The following is a 23,669-nucleotide window of genomic DNA, read 5'->3' as shown; positions in this document are numbered from 1 at the left end:
CGTTAGGTCATCCCGACTTCCATGCGGGCAAGGCGCCACTATCGGCTTCGGCAGTCAACCCGGAGCAGCAAAGCGTGACGGCAACCGGCCACCAGGACACCGTGGTGCCGCGCCCAATGGATCGGAAAGACATCCGTCGCACGGTTGCCGACTTTGGCCGCGCCGCGCGCAACGCCATTGCAGCCGGCTTCGACGGCGTGCAAATCCAGGGCGGCTATCACTACCTGTTCAACCAGTTCCTAAACGTCCGCACCAATCTGCGCACTGACGAATACGGTGGCTCGACGGAAAACCGCGCGCGCTTTCTGTTCGAAGTCGTGGAAACGGTGGTCGAGGCAGTTGGCGCACACCGAACCGGGATCAAGACGGGGCCGGCGACGTCCGAGACGGGGGCTTTCGTTTCCACAGACGAGACTTTCGCCACATCCGAATTCGTAATCGGCCGGCTCAACGATTACTCGCTCTCCCATCTGTTGCTGATGGGCGGCATGGCCGACCTTTCCGCAACGCCGCTGGCCACGCTGGCGGGCGACGGCATGTTCCGCCATTTCCGCGACCTGTATGGCGGCACCATCATTGCGAACGTCGATTTCGACCGTGCGCGCGCCAACCGGCTGATCGATGGCGGACTGGCCGATATGGTCGCGTTTGGCCGCCCATTCATTGCCAATCCGGATCTGCCAGCGCGCATCGCTCTCGATGCACCGCTTGCCGACATTAATTGGTCAAAGGTCTACGGTTCCACGTCCGAAGGCTTTACCAACTATCCCCCGCTCCCGCCAGCCGCGGCGTGAACGCAGTCACCTCTCATCTCAGGAAATCGGCATGACCAACGCCACCGAAGCCGCCAACAAGGCGCTTGTACTCGACGCATTCGACACCCTTTTCAACCGACGCGACTATGCCGCCGCAGAGCGCTTCTGGTCGCCCGACTACATCCCGCACGCAAAACTCGTCTCTTTAAGGAGTCATTTTGATGCCTAAGCTATTCACACCCGTCAAGGTAGGTCCCCATGCGTTGTCGCACCGCGTCGTGCTGGCGCCGCTCACGCGCATGCGCGCCGACGAAGGCGCAGTTCCCGGTTCGCTGATGGCAGAGTACTATGCCCAGCGCTCATCGCCCGGGGCACTGCTGATCAGTGAAGCCACCATCGTCGCGCCCAATGGCAACGGCTACTTTGGCGCCCCGGGACTCTACGACGATAGCCAGATCGCTGGGTGGCGTCTGGTCACAGAAGCTGTACATGCCAAGGGCGCCAAGATCTTCTTGCAGCTTTACCACGCAGGGCGGCAGTCGCATGCTGAACTTCAACCAGGTGGCAATCAGCCGGTAGGGCCGTCGGCCAATCCCCATGGCGGTGTGGCGCACACGCGGTCGGGCTGGGTGGACAACACGCCGAATCGTTCATTGGAGATTGAAGAGATCGCGGAACTCGTGGAGAGCTTTCGACGTGCCGCCGACCGAGGCCTTGCAGCAGGATTTGACGGAGTGGAACTGCACTCCGCCAATGGTTACCTTTTTGACCAATTCCTGCAGGACGGCAGCAACAAGCGCACCGACATCTATGGTGGTTCGTTCGAGAATCGGGCTCGTTTCCTCATCGAGGCCACACGCGCGGTAATCTCTGTCTGGGGTAGTGACAGGGTCGCGGTGCGCCTGGGCCCGAGCGGTTCATTTGGCGACATGTACGACAGCGATCCTCAAGGCCTGTTCACCTACGTTGCTACCGAACTGGACAAGCTCAATCTTGCGTATCTGCACCTTATCGAGCCGCGCGTAAAGGGAGTCATTGAGGACCAAACCAGGGACCCCAATCCAATTGCTTCGCAGCTGATCCGCACGGTATACAGCGGCACAATTATTGCCGCGGGCGGATTCAAGCGCGAAACGGCGGAAGCGATCATCGAGGCTGGTGATGCCGACCTGGTCGCCTTTGGCCGCGACTTCATCGCGAACCCCGACCTGCCCGAAAGACTGCGCCGCAAATTGCCGCTTAACCCCTACGATCGCGAAACCTTCTTCGGCTGGACGGATGTCGGCTACATCGACTACCCGTTTTATGAGGAGCGCGCCGCCGCCTGATACTGCTCTTCGAACTTGTCTCTCCATCGCGGAATTGGTGTTGGTCCTCAGACAGGACCAACGCTGCATGCAGTGGCAATCCCGAGCGTCTGCGGAAAGCAGCGGAGGCGTACCAGCTTCCCGCCCAGCTCACCGAATCAGGTGCGGCATTCAATCAAACGAGAAGTCTTACCATGCCACGTATTATTCAATTTGCCACACTCGGCGGCCCTGAAGTACTCACCTACAAGGAAGTGGACGTCGCCGCGCCGGCAGCCGGCGAAGTGCGGATCCGCGTCAAGGCCATCGGTCTGAACCGCGCCGAGTCCATGTGGCGTAGGGGCGAATATATCGAGGAGGTCAAGCTACCGGCCCGGCTCGGTTACGAGGCGGCCGGCATCGTCGATGCAGTCGGTCCTGACGTCACGCGGTTTGCAGTGGGCGACGCCGTCAACACCGTGCCGGCATTTTCGCAGAACCAGTACGGCATGTACGGCGAATTGGTGATCGCGCCGGTCTCAGCCGTCGTCTCACATCCGCCCTCGCTAACGTTCGCGCAGGCGTCGTCGATCTGGATGATGTTCATCACCGTATACGGCGCCTTCATCGAGACGGCCAAGCTAGACACAGGCGACGTCGTGCTGATTTCTGCCGCGTCGAGCAGCGTGGGCTTGGCCGCGATTCAGCTGGCCAATATGGTTGGCGCAACACCGGTCGCGCTGACCCGCACCAGTGCCAAGCGCAAGCAATTGCTAGACGCCGGTGCCGCCTTCGTCATCGCCACCGATGAACAGGACATGGTAGCTGAGGTGATGCGCATCACCGCCGGTGCCGGCGCGCGCGTGGTGTTCGATCCCGTCGGCGGCCCTAGCCTTGGCAAGCTGATCCAGGCCATGAAGACCGGCGGCATGCTGCTCGTGTATGGCGCGCTGAGCGAGGAACCATCACAACTGTCCTACCTGGACCTTCTGATTAAGCTGCCGACCATTGTCGGATACACAATCTGGAACACAAGCGGCGACCCGGTACGTCAAAAGGCGGCCGTCGACTTCATCTTGGGCGGGCTCGCGTCCGGCGCGCTCAAGCCGGTGATCGACAAGACGTTCACGTTTGATGAAATGGTCGAAGCGCACCGCTATGTTGAAGCGAACGGCCAGTTCGGCAAGATTGTCGTGACGGTGTAAGCGCGTCCGCAACAAGCCCCGCGCGGCGTGGCGCAACCACCGGTGCGCCGGCGCTACGCGCGCGCCCGGGGTGGACGTCGACAAAGTTGACGAATTCGCGCACCCGGTGGTGACGAACCTTTCCTACGGGGAAGAAGCTGCAGGGGTCCCAACGAAATTGAACGAACTACGCGATCAAGTATTTGCAGCGTCAACCTGGGGGGCCTGGGGTCTTATACTACTTGTTCGCCGTTTGCGCCCCAGTAACGGCATTCTGTTAAGGAGTAACTATGAGCGCGCTGCGTCCGGACGTCACCATCGAGGTTCTCCACCAACGCCAGCGCGGCATGCTGCCCGATCTGCTTGGCGTGCGCATTGTCGCGCTCGCTCAAGGCATGCTGACCGGAGAGCTCGAGATCCGTCCTCAATTGCTGGCACCTAACGGATTCCTGCACGCGGCCACCGTTATCGGGCTTGCCGATACCTGCTGTGGCTACGCCTGCATTGCGCACCTGCCCGAGCACGCTCCCAATTTCACTACGCTCGAACTCAAAAGCAATTTCCTCGGAACGTGCCACGACGGAACAATCAAGGCCGTTGCGACGGCCGTCCATCTCGGACGGAGCACGCATGTCTGGGATGCTTCGGTTTTCGATCCGAACGGGCGTACGATCGCGCTGTTTCGCTGCACTCAGATGCTCCTCCGCTAAATAGTCGCAGCATCATTCATGAGTAACCGGCCGATAAGCTATTTCGTGCATGATCGCTCACGATAGGACGCTGCGCGAACGAATGACTGTTAGCCGAGTGAGAACAGACATCGCCGTGTCGGAGACCGAATGCCGGCAACGGGTCGTTCTGCGACCCTCATTCCCCCAACAGATCGGCGATGAACTTCCTTTTTCGGGAGAGTAGCCAGGACGGCTGGCGATAACCGGCCTCCGTTTTCCCATCTGGCGCCCACCAGCTAGCCCAAATGGTCAGAACCCCAAACTCGCCAACAAATCGTCCACCTGCGCCTGGTCCGACACCACGTCAGGCTTGCCCTCCGGATTCACCTGTGGCCCGTTCATCAGCGTCGACGGCGCCGGCGCTTCCACGCGGCGCTCGGACGGCACGTTGTCGATCAGCACCTGCAGCAACTCCTGCTCCAGCGCGCGGATCATGTCCATCATCTTCTTGATGACCTGGCCGGTCAGGTCCTGGAAGTCCTGCGCCATCATGATGTCGAGCAGATGGCTGTTGGTGGCGCGGGCCTGGGCGGGCACCTCGGACAGGAAGGCGCGGGTGTCGAGCACCAGCGAACGGGCGTCGGCCAGTTCCACCGGCTGCTCGAACCAGGCGTCCCAGCGCTTGTCCAGGGTTTCGGCCTGCTGCTCGATACCGGACTGGATCGGCTGCGCCAGCTCGACCGCGGTGAGCGTGCGCTCGGCGGCCTGCTCGGTCATGGCGGCGATGTAGTTCAGCCGGTCGCGCGCATCGGGAATGGCCTGCGCGGCGCGCTCGATCTCCTTGTCCAGGCCGAGCTCGCGCATATTGTCGCGCAGCATCCGCGTCAGGTTGCCGATGCGGATGACCAGTTGCTCGGCGGAATCATTGCTCAGGGTCGGGGTCATGGAAACGCGCCTCCGCCTCAGCCGCCGAGCTTCTCGAAGATCTTGGCGATCTTCTCGTCCAGCGTGGCGGCCGTGAACGGCTTGACCACGTAGCCGTTGGCGCCGGCCTGGGCGGCGGCAATGATGTTTTCCTTCTTGGCTTCGGCGGTCACCATCAGCACCGGGATCTTGCCGATATTGGCGTCGGCACGGATCGCCTGCAGCATGGTCAGGCCGTCCATATTGGGCATGTTCCAGTCCGAGATCACGAACTGGAAGCTGCCATCCTTGGCCTTCTCCAGGCCGGCGGCGCCGTCCTCGGCTTCCTCGACGTTGACGAAACCCAGCTCCTTGAGCAGGTTGCGGATGATCCGGCGCATGGTCGGGAAATCATCCACGACCAGGATCTTGATGCTCTTGTCCACTTTGAGGGCTCCAGTAAATACAGTGTTGGCTTGTTGCCAGGACGAGCGCCGCGCGCCGGCATGCGCGCCCCGCTCGGCCCGATTTCGTTTACACCCGCTGCGCGCGCGTACCGTATGTGGCCAGGCGCGCCATCACGCGCTGGGTCATCGCCGGCAATGGCACGACTTCATGCACGCCGCCGGTGGCGATCGCCTCCTTCGGCATGCCAAACACAATGCATGTGTGCTCGTCCTGGGCCAGGTTGTAGGCACCGGCCTCGCGCATGCGCAGCATGCCGCGCGCGCCGTCACGGCCCATGCCGGTCAGGATCACGCCGATCACGTTCTTGCCGCCATGCTGCGCGGCCGAATCGAACAGCACGTCGACCGACGGGCGGTGGCGGTTGACCGGCGCTTCCTGCGACAGGTGCGCGACATAATTGGCGCCGCTGCGCGCCAGCAGCAGGTGCGAATCGCCCGGCGCGATATACGCATGGCCCGGCAGCACGCGCTCGCCGTGCACGGCTTCCTTGACCGTGATGCGGCACAGGCCATCCAGCCGCTGCGCAAACGAGCGCGTAAAGCCGGCCGGCATGTGCTGCACGATCATGACCGCCGGGCTGTCGGGCGGCAGCGGCATCAGGAATTCCTTGATGGCCTCGGTGCCGCCGGTGGAAGCGCCCAGGATGATCAGCTTTTCGGTCGACAGCAGCGGGCTGCGCAGCATCGGCACGGGCTCGGCGCCAGCCGCTGCTGGCGCGGCCGGTTGCGCGGCCGCGCGCACGCGGGCGCGCGACGCGGCGCGCAGCTTGTCGGCGATGGTGTCGGTGTATTCCAGCAGCCCGTCGCGGATGCCCAGCCTGGGCTTGGTGACAAAGTCCACCGCGCCCAGCTCCAGCGCGCGCATGGTGATCTCGGAACCGCGTTCGGTCAGCGACGACACCATCAGCACCGGCATCGGCCGCAGCCGCATCAGGCGTTCCAGGAAGTCCAGGCCGTCCATGCGCGGCATTTCGACGTCCAGCGTCAGCACATCCGGGTTCAGGCGCTTGATCAGGTCGCGCGCCACCAGCGGGTCGGGCGCGGTGCCCACCACTTCCATGTCGGGCTGGCTGTTGATGATCTCCGTCATCAGGCTGCGGATCAGCGCGGAATCGTCCACGCAGAGCACCTTGATCTTGGCGGCAGTCATGATTGATCGTGCTTGTATTGGTTTCAGGGAAGCTGGCGCGAAAAGGACTGCCGCGCAAACAGTTCAGGCGATTGCGCCGGCGCCCGGGCCGAGGTGGCAATGGCGCGGGCCAGTGCGCGCTCGTCGCGCGCCACCGAAACCTGGTCGTCCTGCCGCGTCAGGCGGCGCACCAGCGCCAGCCCGCCGACCGGGAAGTAGCTGACACGGCGCGCATGCGGGCCGCGCAGGTCCTGCGCCGCAACGCGGATCTCCTCGGTCTTCAGGTAGCGCAAGACGAAGTCCGCGTTGCGGTCGCCGATATTCAGCGTGGTCATATTGGCCAGCACCGCCCCGCCGCCGAAGACCTTGGCCTCCAGCCGCTCGCGGCGCGCGCCCATCTTGAGCAGTTCGTTGATCAGCACTTCCAGCGCATAGCTGCCGTAGCGCATCGACGCCGACAGCATGCGGTCGGCGCTGCCGTCGTCATCGGGCAGCATGAAGTGGTTCATCCCGCCCACACCGGCGCTCTCGTCGCGGATGCAGGCAGCCACGCACGAGCCCAGCACGGTGGTCAGCACCACGTCCTCGCGGGTCACGTAGTACTCGTTGGGCAACAGCTTGATGGCCTGCTTGCCGAACTCGCGGTCGAAATACGTGCGCGTGGCAAGGGCCTCGGGCAGATGGGGCGTGCGCATCACGGCCTTCCCGCCCTGGCCGCATCTGGCGCCAGTTCATAAACGGTCTGCCCGCGCAGCTGGAAGGCGCGCGTGACATAAGAGAAGTTCTCCGAGTGGCCGGCAAAGAGCAGCCCGTGCGGCTTGAGCAGCGGCACGAAGCGCTCCAGGATGCGTCCCTGGGTCGGCTTGTCGAAGTAGATCATCACATTGCGGCAGAAGATGGCGTCGAACTGCTCGCGGATGCCCCAGTCGGGCGCGAGCAGGTTCAGCGGCTCGAACGCGATGGTGGCGGCCAGCTCCGGCTTGACCTTGACCGAACCGGTGCGCGGCCCGGTGCCCTTCAGGAAGAAGCGCTTGAGCCGTTCCGGCGACAGCCGCGCGACCTGCTCCGCGGAATACACGCCGCTGCGGGCCTTGGCCAGCACCTGGGTGTCGATGTCGGTGGCCAGCACCGTGCCGGCACGGTCGCCCAGCGCCTCGGCCAGCGTGATGCCGATCGAGTAAGGCTCCTCGCCGGTGGAGGCGGCCGAGCACCAGACGCTGTAGGGGCGGCCAGTCTTCTTGGCGTGCTCGGCCAGCAGCGGGAAGTGATGGGCCTCGCGGAAGAACGAGGTCAGGTTGGTGGTCAGCGCGTTGGTGAAGAACTCCCACTCCGAAGAGCGGTCGTCCGCATCCAGCAGCGCCAGGTACGAGGCGAAGTCCGACAGCTGCAGCGTGCGCAGCCGGCGCACCAGGCGGCTGTAGACCATCTCGCGCTTGTGGCTGCCCAGCGAGATGCCCGCGCGCCGGTGGATCAGCGCGCGGATTTTCTCGAAGTCGCGTTCGGTCAGCAGGAAGTCGCGCGCGTCGTCGCGCCGCAGGATGGCGCCCGACGCAAGGACCGACCCGGTCTGGCCGGGAACGCTGGCGGCAGTGCGGAACGGCGTCATGGGATGTGCTTCCGTGGTGCGTGCGCTGCGTCAGGCCAGCTCGGCCTCGACCAGCGCCATCTCCGCGCTTGTCATCAGGCGTTCGATGTCGATCAGCACCAGCATGCGGCCGTCGATGGTGCCCAGCCCGGTCAGGTGCTCGGTCGAGATCGACACGCCGAACTCCGGCGCGGGCTTGATCGCATCGCCCGTCAGCGTCAGCACGTCGGACACGCCATCCACCACGATGCCGACCACGCGGCCGGCCACGTTCAGGATGATGACCACGGTCTGGTGGTCGTAGCGCACGTTGCCCAGGCGGAACTTCAGGCGCAGGTCGACGATCGGCACGATCACGCCGCGCAGGTTGGTCACGCCCTTGATAAAGTCCGGCGCGCTGGAGATGCGGGTCACGGTCTCGTAGCTGCGGATCTCCTGCACCTTGAGGATGTCGATGCCGTATTCCTCCGACCCCAGCGTGAAGACCAGGAACTCCTGGCCCGAAGCGTCGCTTCCGGGGGTATCGATGTGTCCGATGCCGGCCATGATGTCTCGTTCTCCTGTGATTGGACGATGGGTGTTGGCCGCTTACTGCGCCAGCGCCGGTTCCTGCCGGCGCACGCCGGTGCGCTGCAGCGCGCCGACATCGACGATCAGCGCCACGCTGCCGTCGCCAAGGATGGTCGCCGCCGAGATGCACGGCACCTTGCGGTAGTTGGTTTCCAGGTTCTTCAGCACCACCTGGTGCTGGCCGATCAGCTGGTCCACCAGCAGCGCAAAGCGCTTGCCTTCGGCCTGCAGGATCACGGCGATGCCCTGCGTGGGCTCCTGCAGCGCGCCGGCCACGTTGAACACGCGGTGCATTTCCAGCAGCGGCAGGTATTCGCCGCGCACGTGCATGACGCGGTCGGAGTTGGCGGCGGTGTGGACATCCTCGGCCTTGGGCTGCAGTGACTCCATCACGCAGTTCAGCGGCAGGATGAAGGTCTCTTCGCCCACCTTGACCGACATGCCGTCCAGGATCGCCAGCGTCAGCGGCAGCACGATACGGATGGTGGTGCCCAGGCCCGGGCGCGAGCTGATCTCGACATGGCCGCCCATCTCCTGGATGTTGCGCTTGACCACGTCCATGCCAACGCCGCGGCCGGACACGTCGGTGACGACTTCGGCGGTGGAAAAGCCCGGCGCGAAGATCAGCTGCCAGACCTCTTCGTCGGTGATGGTCTCGGACACCGGCAGGCCGTTCTGGATGGCCTTGGCCAGGATGCGCTCGCGGTTCAGGCCGCCGCCGTCGTCGCTGACTTCAATGACGATATTGCCGCCATGGTGCTGCGCGGACAGGATCAGCTGGCCGGTCGCGTCCTTGCCGGCGGCCACGCGCTTGTCAGGGGTCTCGATGCCGTGGTCCAGGCTGTTGCGCACCAGGTGCGTGAGCGGATCGATGATGCGTTCGATCAGGCTCTTGTCCAGTTCGGTGGCCTTGCCGAAGGTGACCAGGTCGATCTGCTTGCCGAGCTTGCTGGCCAGGTCGCGCACCAGCCGCGGGAAGCGCGAGAACACATAGTCCATCGGCATCATGCGGATCGACATCACCGCTTCCTGCAGGTCGCGCGCGTTGCGCTCGAGCTGGCCCATGCCGGAGAACAGGCGGTCGAACAGCACCGGGTCCAGCGCAGAGGCGGTCTGCGCCAGCATCGACTGCGTGATCACCAGCTCGCCCACCAGGTTGATGATCTGGTCGACCTTTTCGGTCGGCACGCGGATCGAGCCTTCGCCGTGCGCGGCGCTCGCCTGCGGCTTTGCCTTCTCGCGCGCGGCGGCGGGCGCTGCCGCTGCGGCGGCGGGGGCGGCCGCGAGCGGGACGGGCGCCGGGACCGGCACTTCAACCACCGCCGGGGCAGCAGCAGGTGCCTCGGCTTCGGCTTCGATCACGATCTGGTCCAGGTCGATCACGAAGCAGCACACCGCGATGATGTCGTCGGCGCTGCACTGGGTGTTGAGCCACACCACCAGTTCGCCATTCACCTCCTGCTGGCCCGTGATCTCGCCCAGGTTGGCCAGTTCCTCGCGCAGCAGCGCCTGGTCAGAGGCAGAGACCCGGATCAGTCGGATCTTGAGCCCGCCGCCCGTGGCAGCGGCAGCGGGGGTCGTTGCGGCAACAGGTGCGGGCGCCGGGGCCGGGGCAGCTGCGCCGGCATGGCCGGCGGCTTCCTGCGCCAGCTGTTGCAGCACGGCGCAGATGCGCGCCAGCGTTTCCGGATCGGGTTCGGTGCCGTTGCGGTAGGCGTTGAGCTGGTCTTGCAACACGTCCTTGGTTTCCAGAAAGGTGTCGATGATGGTCCTGGTCAACGCCAGTTCCTGCCGGCGCGTGCGGTCCAGCAGGTTCTCGAAAATATGGGTGGTCTCGGTCAGCGCCGCGAAGCCGAAGGTGGCAGCCCCGCCCTTGATGGAATGCGCCGCCCGGAAGATCGCGTTCAGATGCTCGGAATCGGGCGACTCAATGTCCAGGCCGAGCAGCAGCTGCTCCATTTCGACGAGCAGTTCTTCCGCTTCCTCGAAGAAGGTCTGGTAAAACTGTGTGATATCGATATCGACAGACATGGCGTCCTGAGTCACTTGGTTACTGCACTGGCGCTGCCGCAGCGGCCGCGCGTCATGGTTTGCTGCCCGTGGGCGCAGGCGCGGGCGCGGGCGCGGAGGCCGCTGCCAGCCCCGCCTGCATCTCCTGCGCAGCCTTGCCGGCCTGCGCCGCCACCGAGACCTCGGCGGCGCTGGCGTTCTCGGCCTCGAAGCGCGCCTGGGCCTTGTGGTTGAGCACCACGATGCTGATGCGCCGGTTCACCGGCGCCAGCAGGTCTTCCTTGTCCAGCGGCATGGTCGCGGCCAGGCCCAGCACGCGCAGCACCTTGCCCTCCTGCATGCCGCCGGCGATCAGCTCGCGGCGCGAAGCGTTGGCGCGGTCGCCCGACAGTTCCCAGTTGCTGTAGGTGCGCTCGCCGTTGGAATAGTTGGCTGCATCGGTATGGCCCGACAGGCTGACCTTGTTGGGCAGTTCGTTCAGCACCGGCCCGATCTCGCGCAGGATGGTGCGCATATAGGTCTCGACCGTGGCGCTGCCGGTGCGGAACATCGGCCGGTTCTGCGTATCCAGGATCTGGATGCGCAGCCCCTCGCTGGTGATGTCCAGCAGCAGCTGCGGCCGGAACTGGCGCAGCATCGGGTTGTTCTCGATGATCTGCTCAAGGCGCTGCTTGAGCGCGCGCAGGCGCTGCGCTTCCTGCTGCTCGTTGCGCCGCTGCTCGTCGCTGGGTTCGTTGTTGCGCGCGCGCATGGTCTCGCCGTCCTTGCGCAGCGCGTCCTGGCCGCCGCCCGGGATCACGCTGGGCGTCTGGCTGCTCTTCTCGCCGCCGACGATGGCCACCTTGAGCGGCATGCGGAAATACTCGGCAATGCCTTCCAGCGTCTTCTTGTTGGCGCTGGAGAGCAGCCACAGCACCAGGAACAGCGCCATCATCGCCGTCATGAAGTCGGCGTAGGCGATCTTCCAGCTGTGGTTGCCGTGCGGCCTGGCGTGCGATTTCGCCCGGCGGACGATGATCGGACGCATATCGTGTGCGCTGCTCATGACGGTGCCCCTTGCTGCTTGCGCGCCTTAATTCAGGCTCTTGACTTCACGCACGTGGTCGTCGAGCTCAAGGAACGACGGCCGCACCGTGGAGTACAGCACCTTGCGGCCGAATTCCACCGCCACCAGCGGCGCGTAGCCGTTGAGCGAGGCCAGCAGCACCACCTTGATGCATTCGTAGACCTTGACGTTCTCGGACACCTGCAGCTCGATGCGCGCGGCCAGCGGCGAGACAAAGCCATAGGCCAGCAGGATGCCCAGGAAGGTGCCGACCATGGCGTGCGCGATCAGCGCGCCCAGCTCAGCCGGCGGCAGGTCGGCCGAACCCAGCGCATGCACCACGCCCATCACCGCGGCAACGATGCCGAAGGCGGGCAGCGCGTCGCCGACACGCGACAGCGCATGGGCGGGGATCTCGGCCTCGTGGCGGAAGGTCTCGATCTCGTGGTCCATCAGGGCCTCGATCTCGAAGGCGTTCATGTTGCCGTTGACCATCATGCGCAGGTAGTCGGTGAGGAATTCCATCACCACCGGATCCGACAGGATGCGCGGGTACTGGCTGAAGACGCTGCTGGCGGCGGGGTCCGCGATTTCCTTTTCCAGGAACAGGATGCCCTCGCGCCGTGCCTTGGACAGCAGCACGTACAGCAGCGACATGACGTCCAGGTACAGCTCCTTCTTGTACTTGGAGCTCTTGAACAGGCCCGGCAGCGCCTTGGCGGTGGCCTTGATGGCCTTTGCTGTATTGGTGGCGATAAAGGCGCCGAAGGCGGCGCCCCCGATGATCACAAATTCCGCCGGTTGATATAGCGCGCCCATGTGGCCGCCGGTCATGGCGTAACCGCCAAGCACCGCCACAACCACGACGACATAGCCAAGAACTACTAGCACGATCGGATCCCCGTCTAAAAACGCGCGTCAGCCACGCTCATTTGCCCGTTGCACGGGCGCACGGAGAGAATCCGTCCGCCAGCGCAGCAAGCTTGCCAGCCGGCGGACCTTGACCAGGATCAGGTGTTGGTCTGCACGGCGGCGGCGTCTTTCGAGAGCTTCTTCACTTTCCCTGCGCGTGACGGCGGACGGCACAGGCTGCACACAAAGTTCGCGTGCGGCTCATACGCGTGCGTGACAAACTGCCCGCCGCAACACGTGCACCGGGACAGCTGCAGCATGTTGCTCTCGAAGAACCGTACTAACGTCCAGGCACGCGTGAAACTTAAGACAATTTCGCCGCCGAGCAGCGAAACATGCTCAAGGTACAGGCGGTAGGCAGCCACCACCGCGCGAATGCCCACGGTCTCGCCCTCCTGCACCATGAACTGGTAGGCAGAGAAGAACAGCGACGAGTGGATATTCGGCAGCCAGGTGGTGAACCAGTCCGTCGAGAAGGGAAGCATGCCCTTGGGGGGCGAGACGCCGCGCAGCTCCTTGTACAGGCGGATGAGCCGGTCACGCGACAGCGTGGTCTCGGCTTCAAGCACCTGCAGGCGCGCGCCCAGGCCGATCAGCTCGATGGCAAGCTGGGTCTGGTTCGCATCCTGGAGCACGCTCTTGCGGCTGGGAACGGAGGTGGCCGTGTAGCTCCGGGTCGGCTCGGCCTGCAGGAGCGCGGTCAATTGAGCGACTCCACAGGCTGGCGTGCAAGCAGGATCGCGGCGTGGATCTGCTGCATGTCATGGCTCTTGGCCGTGTGGGTGAGAGTGGACAGAAGCGCATGGTCGTCGAAGCGGAACCTGCACAGCACCATGTTGGATGCCGCCAGCTTGACGAGTTGCGCGGAAGTCAGCTTGGCAAGAATATCCGCAATTTCCTTGCTGACCCCGAGCCGGAACATGGCTTCGACCTGGTTTTCGCGCACCAGGCGTTGCGCGAGCAGCAGATAGGCGAGGTTAACCTCCCTGATCTCCTGGAGAACTTCACTGCTTTCCAATTTATCCCCGCTACCAAAAACCCGCCGTAGCCGCTTGTCCGGCGCTTACCGTTGCCCTTGCGGGCCCGGCGACCAGATCGTTTGTATGCGGCTGGGCGGGTACAACGTACGACTAAGGAACTACGCCCGTGTCCAACTGTAATCAACCCCGTTACAAGTGTTACAGAGTGTAAGTAAGACTGTTGCGTTTATATCGGCAATCGACCCGCAATGCCAATCCCTACTTACGCGGGGGGAGATGCAAATGTCGCACGAAACATACATGAGCGCGCACATTTTGTAACAGTCACATTTCTGACACTTGATCTGGCGCAAGCCAGTCTCGCAAACGTCATATCTGCAAACGCGCGACCAGCGTCCTCGATAGCCTGCTGGAATCCTCTATTGACGAGTGCCGCGTGTGGCGTTCAGCGCGCAAGCACTGTCCGTCATCCCAGTACGAAATTCGTGGCCGGATGCAGCGGGCCAGACTCCCACCGCGCCCTCAGTGCGCGAACATGCGCCGCAGCCACGCCGCCAGCCGGGCGAACACATCGTCGGGCGCTTCGCGGAACAGCGCCGGGCGCATGCGCTCGACCTGCTCCAGCACGCGCGAGGCTTCTTCCGGCCGCACCGAGCCGTACTCCAGGGCCAGGCCCAGCATGCCGCGCAACTCGCCCACGCGTGCGCGGCCCGCGGCTTCGCCGTCTTCGGTCTGCAGCGCGTACATCAGGTCATAGGCGCGCTGGCGCAGGCTTTCGGCCAGGCGCCATGCGGGCGTGCGCATGCGCTCTTCCAGCACCCGCACGTCTTCCGCCGAAGCCGCCACCTGTGTGGCGAGCGGCTCGGTGAAGGCCGCATCGGCGCCGCATTCTGACAGCACCTGCGCGGCCCATTCGCGCGCATGCGCCAGGCGCTGGTCCGGCGTCCAGTCGGGCTGCACTGCCAGCCCGAAGCCAAAGCGCTGGGCATCGCGCATCAGCGCCGCCAGCGCATTGGGCAACTGCTTGTCGAACACGCGGCGTGCCCAGCCGTATTCACCGCCGGACAGCAGCCGCGAGACCGCGCGCTCGGTGAGCGGGCCGTCATGCTGCAGCAGCCGCGCGCGCAGGAATTCCTGGAAATCGGGCGGCAGGAACTCGCGGTCCAGGCCGGTCGAGACCCCGACGAACTGCTCGAATTCCTTGCGCAGCCGGGCCGCATCGTCATGCGGCAGGGCCAGGTTGATCTCGGTCGCCATAGCCTTGCCATCCGGGCCGCCGCGCGGCCCGTTGCCGGTGGGGGTCAGAACGCGCTCCAGTCGCCGTTGTCGGCGGCTGCGAGCGCGGGCCGCTGGGTCCTGCCCGCCACCAGCCGCGCCGGCTGCACGGCGACAGCATCAGCCGCCTCAGGTGCGGCGGCGTTGTCCGCCGCAGGCACAGCCGCGGCCTTCGTGCTGGCAGGCAGGGCCTTGGCGACCCGCTTGCCGGCAGGGATGGCGCGCACCGCGCCGGCGGCACGAGACGCCTTGGCCGGCACCGCCGTCGCCGCAGGCAGGGGCTGGGCCACGAACGAACCCGCGCGGGCATCCTCAGCCGCCAGGCGGAACGTCGCCACGGCCGCCTGCAGCCGGCTGGCCTGCTCTTCCAGCGCGCCGGCAGCGGCGGCGGCTTCTTCTACCAGCGCCGCGTTCTGCTGCGTGCCCTCGTCCATCTGCGCCACGGCCTGGTTGACCTGCTCGATGCCCGCGCTCTGCTCGGCCGACGCCGCGCTGATCTCGCCCATGATGTCGGTCACGCGCTTGACCGCCTGCACGATCTCGTCCATGGTCTTGCCCGCCTGGCCCACCAGCGCCGAGCCGTTGTCCACGCGCTCCACCGTATCGCCGATCAGTCCCTTGATCTCCTTGGCCGCGTTGGCGCTGCGCTGCGCCAGGCTGCGCACCTCGCCCGCCACCACCGCAAAGCCGCGGCCCTGCTCGCCGGCGCGTGCCGCTTCCACCGCCGCGTTCAGCGCCAGGATGTTGGTCTGGAAGGCGATGCCTTCGATCACGCCGATGATGTCGACGATCTTCTTCGACGCATCGTTGATCTCGTCCATGGTCTGCACCACCCGGCCCACCACTTCGCCGCCGCGCAGCGCCGTCTCCGACGCGTTGGCCGCCAGCCCGCTGGCCTGGCGCGCGTTGTCCGCATTCTGGCGCACCGTGCTGGTCAGCTCTTCCATGCTCGACGCCGTTTGCTCCAGCGCCGCCGCCTGCTGCTCGGTGCGTTGCGACAGGTCGTTGTTGCCCGCGGCGATTTCACGCGAGGCGCTGCCGATGGATTCGGCCGACACCTTGAAATCGCGCACCATGCGCGACAGCTGCTGCTGCATCTGCTGCATCGCATAGACCAGGCTGCTCTTGTCGCCTGCGCGCGTGGTCACCGGCGAGGAGAAGTCGCCTTCGGCAATGCGCGCGGCAATCGCGGCCGCATAGCCCGGCTCGCCGCCCAGCTGGCGCGACAGCGCCCGCGCCAGCAGCACGCCCAGCAGCACCGACAGCGCCAGGCCGCCCAGCACCAGGCCCAGCATCCACAGGCGGGATGCGTGGTAGACGCTGCGCGCTTCTTCCATGTTGTTGCGGGCGCGGTCGTCGCGGCGCTTGACCATCTGGAACATCACCGCTTCCAGCGCATGGCTGTCCTTGAGCAGGTCGGCGCTCTCGGAGAACACCTGGCTTTCAAACTGCGAGGTATCCAGCGGCTGCTTGCTGACCAGTTCGACGTACTTCTCCATGCGCGCGCGGAAGGCCGGCGAGAGCTCCTGGTACTGCTTGACCAGTGCCTTGCCCTCAGGCATCTCGAAAGCGCCCGCGACCTGGCGGATGCGCTCGTCCATCGCGCCGAGCGACTTCACGATCTGCTCCTTCTCGGCCGCCCGCTCGCCCATGGTCGATGCCGACAGCAGCCCGATCTGCGCGCGGCTGGCATAGACCAGGTTGATATTGGCGTCCTGCACGGCTTTCAGTGCCTGCAAGTCATGGTGGTAGATCTTGTCGGTCCAGTCGGCCATGCGCCCCATGTTGACCACCCCCAGCAGCCCCATCACGGCGCCGATCACGGCAACGACCAGGAATCCGGCAACCAGCCTGGTCGTGACGCGCAATTGATTGAACCAATGCATAGCAACTCCCCCTTGTAACTGAAGCCTCGGGCGCGGCGTGCCGCACCCGTTTTGTACGCATGCAGGCCGGTGTTCCGCGCCTGCCTCGTTCTTGTTTCGGACTGGCCTGGTTCCGTGGACTAGGCCTGTGCCAGTGACTGGCCCGCATCGGCACGCGCATGGGCCGGCAGGCGCTGCGGACGCACCTCGGCCTGCATGCTGACGCGGAACGTGGCAATGGCGTCGCGCAGGCGCATGGCCTGCTCTTCGAGCGAGCCCGCGGCGGCGGCGGCTTCTTCCACCAGCGCCGCGTTCTGCTGCGTGCCCTCGTCCATCTGCGCCACGGCCTGGTTGACCTGCTCGATGCCCGCGCTCTGCTCGGCCGACGCCGCGCTGATCTCGCCCATGATGTCGGTCACGCGCTTGACCGCCTGCACGATCTCGTCCATGGTCTTGCCCGCCTGGCCCACCAGCGCCGAGCCGTTATCCACGCGCTCCACCGTATCGCCGATCAGCCCCTTGATCTCCTTGGCCGCGTTGGCGCTGCGCTGCGCCAGGCTGCGCACCTCGCCCGCCACCACCGCGAAGCCGCGGCCCTGCTCGCCGGCGCGCGCCGCTTCCACCGCCGCGTTCAGCGCCAGGATGTTGGTCTGGAAGGCGATGCCTTCGATCACGCCGATGATGTCGACGATCTTCTTCGACGCATCGTTGATCTCGTCCATGGTCTGCACCACCCGGCCCACCACTTCGCCGCCGCGCAGCGCCGTCTCCGACGCATTCGCCGCCAGCCCGCTGGCCTGGACCGCGTTGTCCGCGTTCTGGCGCACCGTGCTGGTCAGCTCTTCCATGCTCGAAGCCGTCTGTTCCAGCGCCGCCGCCTGTTGTTCGGTGCGTTGCGACAGGTCGTTGTTGCCCGCGGCCACCTGGCGCGTTGCCGTGGAGATGCTGGCCATGCCTTCCTGGATCTCGTGCGCCACCGACTGCAGGCTGCGCTGCATGGTCTGCATGGCCTGCGCCAGCGCGCCGATCTCGTCCGCGCTGCGGTGCTCGAAGCGGGTGGTCAGGTCGCCCGCGCCCATGCGCAGCGCAAAGTCCAGCATGTGGCGCACCGGACGGTGCACGCGCGCCAGCAGCATGGTGCCGGCTGCGAACGACGACGCCAGCGCCAGCGCAAAGCCGCCCCACAGCCACGGGCGCAAGGCGGCCACGCCTGCGCCGCCCAGGGCTTCCACCGCCACCAGTGCGGCCAGGAACCACACCATGCCGCCGGCCTGCGCCCACAGGATGCGGCGCTTCAGGTTCAGGCGCAGCAGGCCCTGCACCAGGCCGCGCAGCCCGGTGCGCACCACGGCGCCGTGGCGGATCGCCAGCCCGTCCGCGCGGCCGGCCCGGAATCGTGCGTAGGCGGCGCCGGCGGCTTCCACCTGCTCGCGCGTCGCCATCGAGCGCACCGAGGTGTAGCCGACCACGCTGCCATCGACGCGCGTGGGCGTCACGGTCGCATTGACCCAGTAGAAGTCGCCGTTCTTGCGGCGGTTCTTGACCACGCCCATCCAGGTGCGGCCGGCCTGCAGGTCCTGCCACAGGTCGGCAAAGGCTTCCGGCGGCATGTCGGGATGGCGCACCAGGTTGTGCGCCGCACCGAGCAGCTCCTCGGCCGCAAAGCCGCTCGCCTCGATAAAGGTGCGGTTGGCAAAGGTGATTCGGCCCTTGAGGTCCGTGCGCGAGATCAGGTAGTCCGATGGGGAGAGCTTGTATTCGCGCTGCGTAACGGGTTGGTTGTTTCGCATCTATGACAGTACTGCAGGCCCGGGCGCGGCAAGTTGCTGCACCCCGGGCGGGTTCGGTCCGGCAGGCGGGGTGCCGGCCGGACAACGTTGGCGCTGCCGCGGGATCACGCCACCGCTTCGAGCGCGGCGAGTTCTTCGGTGTTGAGCAGCTTCTCGATGTCGACGAGGATCAGCATGCGTTGCTCGACCGAGCCCAGCCCGCGGATGTAGTCGGTCGCCAGTTCGCCGGAGAAATGCGGCGTGGGCTTGATCTGCTCGGCGGCAAGGGTCAGCACGTCGGACACGCCATCCACCACGATGCCGGTGGTACGGTCGTTGAGGTCGACGATGATGACGACCGTGTACTGGTCATAGCTGACGTTCTGCTGGCGGAACTTGATGCGCAGGTCGATGATCGGCACGATGATGCCGCGCAGGTTGATCACGCCCTTGATGTAGTCCGGTGCGTTGGCAATCTGGGTGACCGACTCGTAGCCGCGGATCTCCTGGACCTTCAGGATGTCGACGCCGTATTCTTCCCGGCCCAGCGTAAAGGCCAGGAACTCCTCGCCCGCGCCGTCTGCCTTGTCGATGTGCTTCATCGTCTAGCCCCCCAAATTTGACTCATGCTGGTTTGCTGGCGCTGCTGCGGCCAAGGCCGCTGGCTGGCACCGGGGCATGACTTCGCCCACCAGTGTTTACGGCAGCAATCCGGGTGACTGAAGGGCGACGCCCGGCTTTCCTTACCCTTCCGAGGTAGGGTGCGCCGGTGGCAGCAGCGCGGTCACCGCCTGCATCAGCTCGTCGGGATCGAAAGGCTTGGGCAGGAAGCCCGAGGCGCCGGCGGCGCGGGCCTGCTCGCGGATGCTGCCGTCCTGCTCGGTGGTCAGCATCAGGATGGGAATGCACGCATAGCGCTCAGTGGCGCGCAGGCTGCGGATCAGCGTGAGTCCATCCATGCCGGGCATGACCTGGTCGGTGACCAGCATGCCGAAGCTGGCGCCGGCTGCGAGCGCATGTGCCTGGTCGCCGTCGGCCGCCTCGGTCACGTCAAACCCTCCTGCGCGCAGGCAGGCGCCGATCATGCGGCGTAGCGAAGGGGAATCGTCGACGACGAGAATGCTGGGCGATGACATGGGCGCCTCCGGTTTGCAGGACTCGGTTGATCCGCCAGGATGGACAGCACGGGCAGCACAGCCGGCGACGGACGGGCCGGCGCAGGGCTGCGCCGCAAACGCGGGCAGCCTGCCAGACCGGTTATCGGCCGCGTTGCGGAAAAACTTTAGGCGTCAGGCGCCGCCCTGCTCGCGCAAGGCATCGGCAAAACCGGCAGCATCCAGCGGCAGCGACAGCAGGTAACCCTGCACCTCGTCGCACCCCATCTCATTGAGGATCTCCAGCTGCGATGCCGATTCAACGCCCTCGGCCACCACCTTCATGCGCAGCTCATGCGCCAGCGCCACCATCGAGCCGACGATGGCGCGGCCCTGCGCATCGGTGTCGAGCCCGCCGATCAGGGTGCGGTCGATCTTGAGCGTGCCCACGCGCAGGCGCTTGAGGTAGCCCAGGCTGGAATAGCCACTGCCAAAATCGTCCAGCGCCACCTGGATGCCGAGCGACTGCAGCTCAGCCAGCGTTTCCAGTGACTTGCCGATGTCCTTCATCGCCGCGGTCTCGGTGATCTCCAGCGTGATCGCCGACGGCGGGATGTCGTGCTGGTGGATCTGCTCGAGCAGGTATTGCGGGAAATTGCGGCTGGCAAAGCGCAGCCCCGAGACATTGATCGCCACCGGCACGGTGGGCACGCCGGCGTCCCGCCACTGGCGCACCTGGCGGCAGACGCTGGTCAGGACCCAATCGTCGAGCTTGTCGATCTGGCCTGACTGCTCGGCCACGGTGATGAACTCGGCCGGACTCACCTGGCCCAGCGCGGGATGGCGCCAGCGGCATAGCGCTTCCGCCCCCACCAGCGTGCGCCGGCGCGCATCGTACTTGGGCTGGAACTGCAGCGACAGTGCGTCATCCTGGATCGCCAGCCACAGGTCGCGCCGGATCACGCGGGTGCGGCGCGCGCGTTCGCCGGCGGCGCTGTTGAACAGGCGCACCTGGTTCGAGCCGCTCTGGCGGGCCTCGGCCAGGCTGACGCGCGCGGCCTGCATCAGCGCCTCGGAGGTCTGCGCATCGCGCGGATAGATGGCAATGCCGATGTTCACGCCGATCTGCATCTGCAAGCCGCGCGCGGCGATGAACTCGGCCAGCGAGCCGAGCATGCGCGAGCCCAGTTCCTGCGCGCGGCCATGATGGACCAGCTCCGGCACGCCCACGGCAAACTCGTCGCGCGCCAGCCGGGCCAGGAAGTCATGCGGCTCCAGCACGGCCTGCGCCAGCGCGCCGGCGTCCTGGGCCAGGATATCGTCGGCGCGGATCTCGAAGACCTCGTCGACTTCGCGGTAATCGGCAATATGGATCAGCAACACGGCGCAGCCGGTCTCGGCCAGCCGCGCCTGCGCGATCGCCTGGTCCAGCCAGCGGCCGAAGGCGACGCGGTCAGGCATCGTCGTTGCCACGCTGTACTCGCCCACCGTGCCCTGCCCGCGCGCGGCGGCACGCACGGTAAGACGGCCGGGGCGGCCGGGAATGCGTGCGCCGCGCCGCGCCAGCCGGGGCTCGTGCCCGCGCGGCAGGCCGTGCGCCTCGTCCGCCAGCTCATCGGCCAGGCCGGCTTCGTGGTGCGCCGGCAGCCAGCCACGCGACTGCGCGCGGTGGACGGCGAACATCAGCGCGCACAGCGCGGTCAGCCCGCCCGCCAGCCAGGCGGGGTGCGGCAGGCCGGCGGCATCGATGCAGGCACGCGCCGACACCGAGCCCGCGCCACAGGCGCGGCCCAGGTGCGTGCCGGCCGCGGCCACCAGCCCGGCGCCGGCGACGACCGCCATGATCGCCGCACCACGCCACAGCCGCGTGCCCTGGCGCAGCCACTGCACCAGCAGCTTGGCAGCCGCGGTGGCTGCCGCGGCGGCGGCGAAGCTGGCCGCCATCTGCGCCGTGTCGTTGGCCGCCGGCACGCTGCCCGACAGCATCACCACCAGCACGGGCAGGCTTACGCTCAGCTGCGACAACAGTGCCGCCGACCAGGTCAGCGTGCGCAGCGAGCGGCCACCGGCTGACTGGTCCGCACGCCCGGCACGAACGCCGAGGGCGGCGGCCACGCCCAGCAGGGCAGCCAGCAGCAACAGGACGGAACTCAGGGCAATCATTGGGCTGCGCGATGATGAAGAGAATGCGCGAAGAAGGTCAGGACGCGGGGCAAACCCCGCATCATGGCATCTTGCAGTCGCCGTGTGAACAAGGCAATGGTGGGGACAATAGTCTAGAACGCGCTCCAGTCATCATCGGCCCCGGCAACGGCCAGCGCGGGCCTCGCCGCCGGACGGCTTGCCGGCAGCGCCGCGGCCGGGCGGGCACCAACGGCACGCGGCGCCGCAGTTGCCGAACGCGCCGCAGCTGCCGCCGGTCGCACCGACATGGTGCGTGCGGTGCGGCCAGCGACAGCCGTCGCGGCCGCGCTTGCCCCCACTCCCGTACCCGTGCAAAGGTTGAACACCGAGACCACGTTCTTGAGCTTCTGCGCCTGTTCTTCCAGCGCCCCGGCGGCGGCGGCGGCCTCTTCCACCAGCGCGGCATTCTGCTGCGTGACCTCGTCCATCTGGGTCACCGCCTGGTTGACCTGCTCGATGCCGCTGGTCTGTTCCTGCGACGCGGCGCCGATCTCGTTCATGATGTCCGTCACGCGGCGCACGGCCTGGACGATCTCGCCCATGGTCTGGCCGGCTTCGGCCACCAGCCGGGTGCCGCTCTCCACGCGCTGGCCCGACTCGCCGATCAGCGCCTCGATCTCCTTGGCGGCCGAGGCCGAGCGCTGCGCCAGGCTGCGCACCTCGCCCGCCACCACGGCAAAGCCGCGGCCCTGCTCGCCGGCACGCGCGGCTTCCACCGCCGCATTGAGCGCCAGGATATTGGTCTGGAAGGCAATGCCCTCGATCACGCTGATGATCTCGACCACCTTGCGCGAGGCGCCGTTGATCTCGTTCATGGTGTCGACCACGCGACCCACCACGTCGCCGCCCTTGAGCGCGATCTGCGAGGCCTCGTTGGCCAGCACGCCAGCCTGGCGCGCGTTGTCGGCATTCTGTCGCACCACCGTGGTCAGCTCTTCCATGCTGGCCGCGGTCTGCTCCAGCGACGAGGCCTGTTCCTCGGTGCGCTGCGACAGGTCCAGGTTGCCGGTGGAAATCTGCTGCGTGGCCGATGCCATCGAATCGGCGCCGGTGCGCACGTCGGCAACGATGCCCGACAGGCTGGCCTGCATCGCGGCCAGCGCCTGCATCATGCGGCCGATCTCGTTCTTCGAGATGCTGGCGATGCGCGAGGTCAGGTCGCCGCGGGCGATGCGCTCGAACACAGCCAGCGCCTCTTCCACCGGCGTGACGATGGCGCGGTTCAGCGTGGCCGTGCACAGCACGGCGACCGCCAGGCCCAGCACGATCAGCACGATCGACAGCATGCGGATGCGCGCAAAGCTGGCCTGCGCAGCATCGAAGTTGGCCTGCCCGGCAGTCATCTGGAATTTCTGCAGCTTCTCGTGCACGCTCGACATGCTGCGCTGCAGGTCAGGCAGCACCTTCTTCGCCAGCCGCAGGGCCTCTTCCTGGTTGCCCGCCAGCGAGGCCGCCTGCAGCGGCAGCACGCCCTGCTCCATGAACGCCTGGCGCTGCTTGCCCAGTTCCGCGCCGAGCGCCTTTTCCTCAGGATTCTGCGGCAGGTTCATATAGCGCTTCCAGGCAGCCTCCGAAGCCTCCACGAACACCTTGGAGCGGTCCACGTGAACCTTGGGATCGTCCTGCTCGCCCTGCATCACGTTGCGGTCCAGTGCCAGGCGCATGCGCGTGGTGGCCTGCATCGCCTCGCTGAGCGCGACGGTGGAGCCGAGCTGGTTGGCAAAAGTCTCCCTGAGGGCATCATTGCTTTGTGAAATACCGTGCAGGCCGGCACCGCCGACCAGCAACAGCAGCAGCGACAGCATTCCCATGGCGCCCCGCAGCAGGGTCTTGATCTGGATGTTGTTGTGGAAGGACATGATGAAAGAAGACTGTGGCAACCCGCGGGGCACACCCCTGGCCCCGTTCCGGCAGGATCGACGCCCAGATGATCCGCCCTGCCCGGATAACGGCGCCGCCTCCTCGTACTTGAGCCGTCGCGCCGG

At 66.2% G+C, this 23,669-nt stretch carries 23 protein-coding genes; 5 read left to right on the top strand and 18 right to left on the bottom strand.

The window, feature by feature from the left end:
- The 5 genes from ACW4E8_RS33690 to ACW4E8_RS33670 all read left to right on the top strand — a co-directional run.
- Positions 1–794 (top strand): oxidoreductase (locus tag ACW4E8_RS33690; protein WP_456808465.1); only part of this gene is annotated, 794 nt, incomplete at its 5' end.
- A gap of 31 nt (positions 795–825) precedes the next feature.
- Positions 826–984 (top strand): hypothetical protein, encoded by a 159-nt coding sequence (locus ACW4E8_RS33685; protein WP_456808464.1) that lies wholly within the window; start codon positions 826–828, stop codon positions 982–984.
- Positions 977–2,083: an alkene reductase gene (locus tag ACW4E8_RS33680; RefSeq protein WP_456808463.1), complete on the top strand. Its 1,107-nt coding sequence runs from the start codon at positions 977–979 to the stop codon at positions 2,081–2,083. The genes ACW4E8_RS33685 and ACW4E8_RS33680 overlap by 8 nt, the downstream gene beginning before the upstream one ends.
- A 173-nt stretch (positions 2,084–2,256) precedes the next feature.
- Entirely contained in the window at positions 2,257–3,246 is a 990-nt protein-coding gene (locus ACW4E8_RS33675) for a zinc-dependent alcohol dehydrogenase family protein (RefSeq protein WP_456808462.1), read from the top strand.
- Positions 3,247–3,515: 269 nt separating this feature from the next.
- Positions 3,516–3,935 (top strand): PaaI family thioesterase, encoded by a 420-nt coding sequence (locus tag ACW4E8_RS33670; protein ID WP_456808461.1) that lies wholly within the window; start codon positions 3,516–3,518, stop codon positions 3,933–3,935.
- Positions 3,936–4,205: 270 nt separating this feature from the next.
- Here ACW4E8_RS33670 and cheZ read toward each other — a convergent pair whose 3' ends face one another.
- The 18 genes from cheZ to ACW4E8_RS33580 form a co-directional block, all read right to left on the bottom strand.
- Positions 4,206–4,841, bottom strand: a complete 636-nt coding sequence (cheZ, locus tag ACW4E8_RS33665) for a protein phosphatase CheZ (RefSeq protein WP_456808460.1) — start codon at positions 4,839–4,841, stop codon at positions 4,206–4,208.
- A gap of 17 nt (positions 4,842–4,858) precedes the next feature.
- Positions 4,859–5,245 carry a chemotaxis response regulator CheY gene (gene cheY, locus ACW4E8_RS33660; protein WP_456808459.1) on the bottom strand — a complete coding sequence of 129 codons (387 nt, stop codon included), beginning with the start codon at positions 5,243–5,245 and terminating at the stop codon, positions 4,859–4,861.
- A gap of 88 nt (positions 5,246–5,333) precedes the next feature.
- Positions 5,334–6,416 carry a protein-glutamate methylesterase/protein-glutamine glutaminase gene (locus ACW4E8_RS33655; RefSeq protein ID WP_456808458.1) on the bottom strand — a complete coding sequence of 361 codons (1,083 nt, stop codon included), beginning with the start codon at positions 6,414–6,416 and terminating at the stop codon, positions 5,334–5,336.
- Between the two features lie 23 nt (positions 6,417–6,439).
- Positions 6,440–7,090 carry a chemoreceptor glutamine deamidase CheD gene (gene cheD, locus ACW4E8_RS33650; RefSeq protein ID WP_456808457.1) on the bottom strand — a complete coding sequence of 217 codons (651 nt, stop codon included), beginning with the start codon at positions 7,088–7,090 and terminating at the stop codon, positions 6,440–6,442.
- The gene (locus tag ACW4E8_RS33645; RefSeq protein ID WP_456808456.1) at positions 7,090–8,001 is read right to left on the bottom strand and encodes a CheR family methyltransferase; all 912 of its coding nucleotides are present in this window, start codon (positions 7,999–8,001) and stop codon (positions 7,090–7,092) included. The genes cheD and ACW4E8_RS33645 overlap by 1 nt, the downstream gene beginning before the upstream one ends.
- 30 nt (positions 8,002–8,031) lie before the next feature.
- Positions 8,032–8,526 (bottom strand): chemotaxis protein CheW, encoded by a 495-nt coding sequence (locus tag ACW4E8_RS33640; RefSeq protein ID WP_010812708.1) that lies wholly within the window; start codon positions 8,524–8,526, stop codon positions 8,032–8,034.
- A gap of 42 nt (positions 8,527–8,568) precedes the next feature.
- Positions 8,569–10,581 (bottom strand): chemotaxis protein CheA, encoded by a 2,013-nt coding sequence (cheA, locus tag ACW4E8_RS33635; protein WP_456808466.1) that lies wholly within the window; start codon positions 10,579–10,581, stop codon positions 8,569–8,571.
- Between the two features lie 52 nt (positions 10,582–10,633).
- Positions 10,634–11,605: a flagellar motor protein MotB gene (gene motB / locus ACW4E8_RS33630; RefSeq protein WP_456808455.1), complete on the bottom strand. Its 972-nt coding sequence runs from the start codon at positions 11,603–11,605 to the stop codon at positions 10,634–10,636.
- Between the two features lie 27 nt (positions 11,606–11,632).
- Entirely contained in the window at positions 11,633–12,496 is an 864-nt protein-coding gene (gene motA / locus ACW4E8_RS33625) for a flagellar motor stator protein MotA (RefSeq protein WP_114134187.1), read from the bottom strand.
- Positions 12,497–12,615: 119 nt separating this feature from the next.
- Positions 12,616–13,221, bottom strand: a complete 606-nt coding sequence (gene flhC / locus ACW4E8_RS33620; protein WP_013951937.1) for a flagellar transcriptional regulator FlhC — start codon at positions 13,219–13,221, stop codon at positions 12,616–12,618.
- The gene (gene flhD / locus ACW4E8_RS33615) at positions 13,218–13,535 is read right to left on the bottom strand and encodes a flagellar transcriptional regulator FlhD (RefSeq protein ID WP_010812713.1); all 318 of its coding nucleotides are present in this window, start codon (positions 13,533–13,535) and stop codon (positions 13,218–13,220) included. The genes flhC and flhD overlap by 4 nt, the downstream gene beginning before the upstream one ends.
- A 484-nt stretch (positions 13,536–14,019) precedes the next feature.
- Positions 14,020–14,754 carry a DUF4088 domain-containing protein gene (locus ACW4E8_RS33610; RefSeq protein ID WP_456808454.1) on the bottom strand — a complete coding sequence of 245 codons (735 nt, stop codon included), beginning with the start codon at positions 14,752–14,754 and terminating at the stop codon, positions 14,020–14,022.
- A gap of 44 nt (positions 14,755–14,798) precedes the next feature.
- Positions 14,799–16,658, bottom strand: a complete 1,860-nt coding sequence (locus ACW4E8_RS33605) for a methyl-accepting chemotaxis protein (RefSeq protein ID WP_456808453.1) — start codon at positions 16,656–16,658, stop codon at positions 14,799–14,801.
- Positions 16,659–16,777: 119 nt separating this feature from the next.
- Entirely contained in the window at positions 16,778–18,427 is a 1,650-nt protein-coding gene (locus tag ACW4E8_RS33600; protein ID WP_456808452.1) for a methyl-accepting chemotaxis protein, read from the bottom strand.
- A gap of 104 nt (positions 18,428–18,531) precedes the next feature.
- Complete coding sequence (locus ACW4E8_RS33595; RefSeq protein ID WP_018311878.1) at positions 18,532–19,008, bottom strand: chemotaxis protein CheW; 477 nt, start codon at positions 19,006–19,008, stop codon at positions 18,532–18,534.
- 141 nt (positions 19,009–19,149) lie between these two features.
- Complete coding sequence (locus ACW4E8_RS33590) at positions 19,150–19,542, bottom strand: response regulator (protein WP_456808451.1); 393 nt, start codon at positions 19,540–19,542, stop codon at positions 19,150–19,152.
- Positions 19,543–19,695: 153 nt separating this feature from the next.
- Positions 19,696–21,663, bottom strand: coding sequence for a putative bifunctional diguanylate cyclase/phosphodiesterase (locus ACW4E8_RS33585; protein ID WP_456808450.1), 1,968 nt, complete (start codon positions 21,661–21,663; stop codon positions 19,696–19,698).
- A 113-nt stretch (positions 21,664–21,776) separates the two neighbouring features.
- Positions 21,777–23,543: a methyl-accepting chemotaxis protein gene (locus ACW4E8_RS33580; RefSeq protein ID WP_456808449.1), complete on the bottom strand. Its 1,767-nt coding sequence runs from the start codon at positions 23,541–23,543 to the stop codon at positions 21,777–21,779.
- Between the last annotated feature and the right edge of the window lie 126 nt (positions 23,544–23,669).

This window comes from Cupriavidus sp. CP313, from assembly GCF_054072015.1.
This window is presented reverse-complemented; position numbering and strand designations above follow the sequence as displayed.

Excerpts from the sequence above, each read along its gene's own strand:
- ACW4E8_RS33645 (WP_456808456.1), bottom strand. The coding sequence starts at position 8,001 with ATGACGCCGTTCCGCACTGCCGCCAGCGTTCCCGGCCAGACCGGGTCG.
- cheZ (WP_456808460.1), bottom strand. The coding sequence starts at position 4,841 with ATGACCCCGACCCTGAGCAATGATTCCGCCGAGCAACTGGTCATCCGC.
- cheA (WP_456808466.1), bottom strand. The coding sequence starts at position 10,581 with ATGTCTGTCGATATCGATATCACACAGTTTTACCAGACCTTCTTCGAG.
- ACW4E8_RS33670 (WP_456808461.1), top strand. The coding sequence starts at position 3,516 with ATGAGCGCGCTGCGTCCGGACGTCACCATCGAGGTTCTCCACCAACGC.
- ACW4E8_RS33640 (WP_010812708.1), bottom strand. The coding sequence starts at position 8,526 with ATGGCCGGCATCGGACACATCGATACCCCCGGAAGCGACGCTTCGGGC.
- ACW4E8_RS33610 (WP_456808454.1), bottom strand. The coding sequence starts at position 14,754 with ATGGCGACCGAGATCAACCTGGCCCTGCCGCATGACGATGCGGCCCGG.
- ACW4E8_RS33685 (WP_456808464.1), top strand. The coding sequence starts at position 826 with ATGACCAACGCCACCGAAGCCGCCAACAAGGCGCTTGTACTCGACGCA.
- ACW4E8_RS33680 (WP_456808463.1), top strand. The coding sequence starts at position 977 with ATGCCTAAGCTATTCACACCCGTCAAGGTAGGTCCCCATGCGTTGTCG.
- motB (WP_456808455.1), bottom strand. The coding sequence starts at position 11,605 with ATGAGCAGCGCACACGATATGCGTCCGATCATCGTCCGCCGGGCGAAA.
- ACW4E8_RS33585 (WP_456808450.1), bottom strand. The coding sequence starts at position 21,663 with ATGATTGCCCTGAGTTCCGTCCTGTTGCTGCTGGCTGCCCTGCTGGGC.
- cheD (WP_456808457.1), bottom strand. The coding sequence starts at position 7,090 with ATGCGCACGCCCCATCTGCCCGAGGCCCTTGCCACGCGCACGTATTTC.
- ACW4E8_RS33605 (WP_456808453.1), bottom strand. The coding sequence starts at position 16,658 with ATGCATTGGTTCAATCAATTGCGCGTCACGACCAGGCTGGTTGCCGGA.
- ACW4E8_RS33675 (WP_456808462.1), top strand. The coding sequence starts at position 2,257 with ATGCCACGTATTATTCAATTTGCCACACTCGGCGGCCCTGAAGTACTC.
- ACW4E8_RS33590 (WP_456808451.1), bottom strand. The coding sequence starts at position 19,542 with ATGTCATCGCCCAGCATTCTCGTCGTCGACGATTCCCCTTCGCTACGC.
- ACW4E8_RS33595 (WP_018311878.1), bottom strand. The coding sequence starts at position 19,008 with ATGAAGCACATCGACAAGGCAGACGGCGCGGGCGAGGAGTTCCTGGCC.
- ACW4E8_RS33600 (WP_456808452.1), bottom strand. The coding sequence starts at position 18,427 with ATGCGAAACAACCAACCCGTTACGCAGCGCGAATACAAGCTCTCCCCA.
- ACW4E8_RS33655 (WP_456808458.1), bottom strand. The coding sequence starts at position 6,416 with ATGACTGCCGCCAAGATCAAGGTGCTCTGCGTGGACGATTCCGCGCTG.
- ACW4E8_RS33580 (WP_456808449.1), bottom strand. The coding sequence starts at position 23,543 with ATGTCCTTCCACAACAACATCCAGATCAAGACCCTGCTGCGGGGCGCC.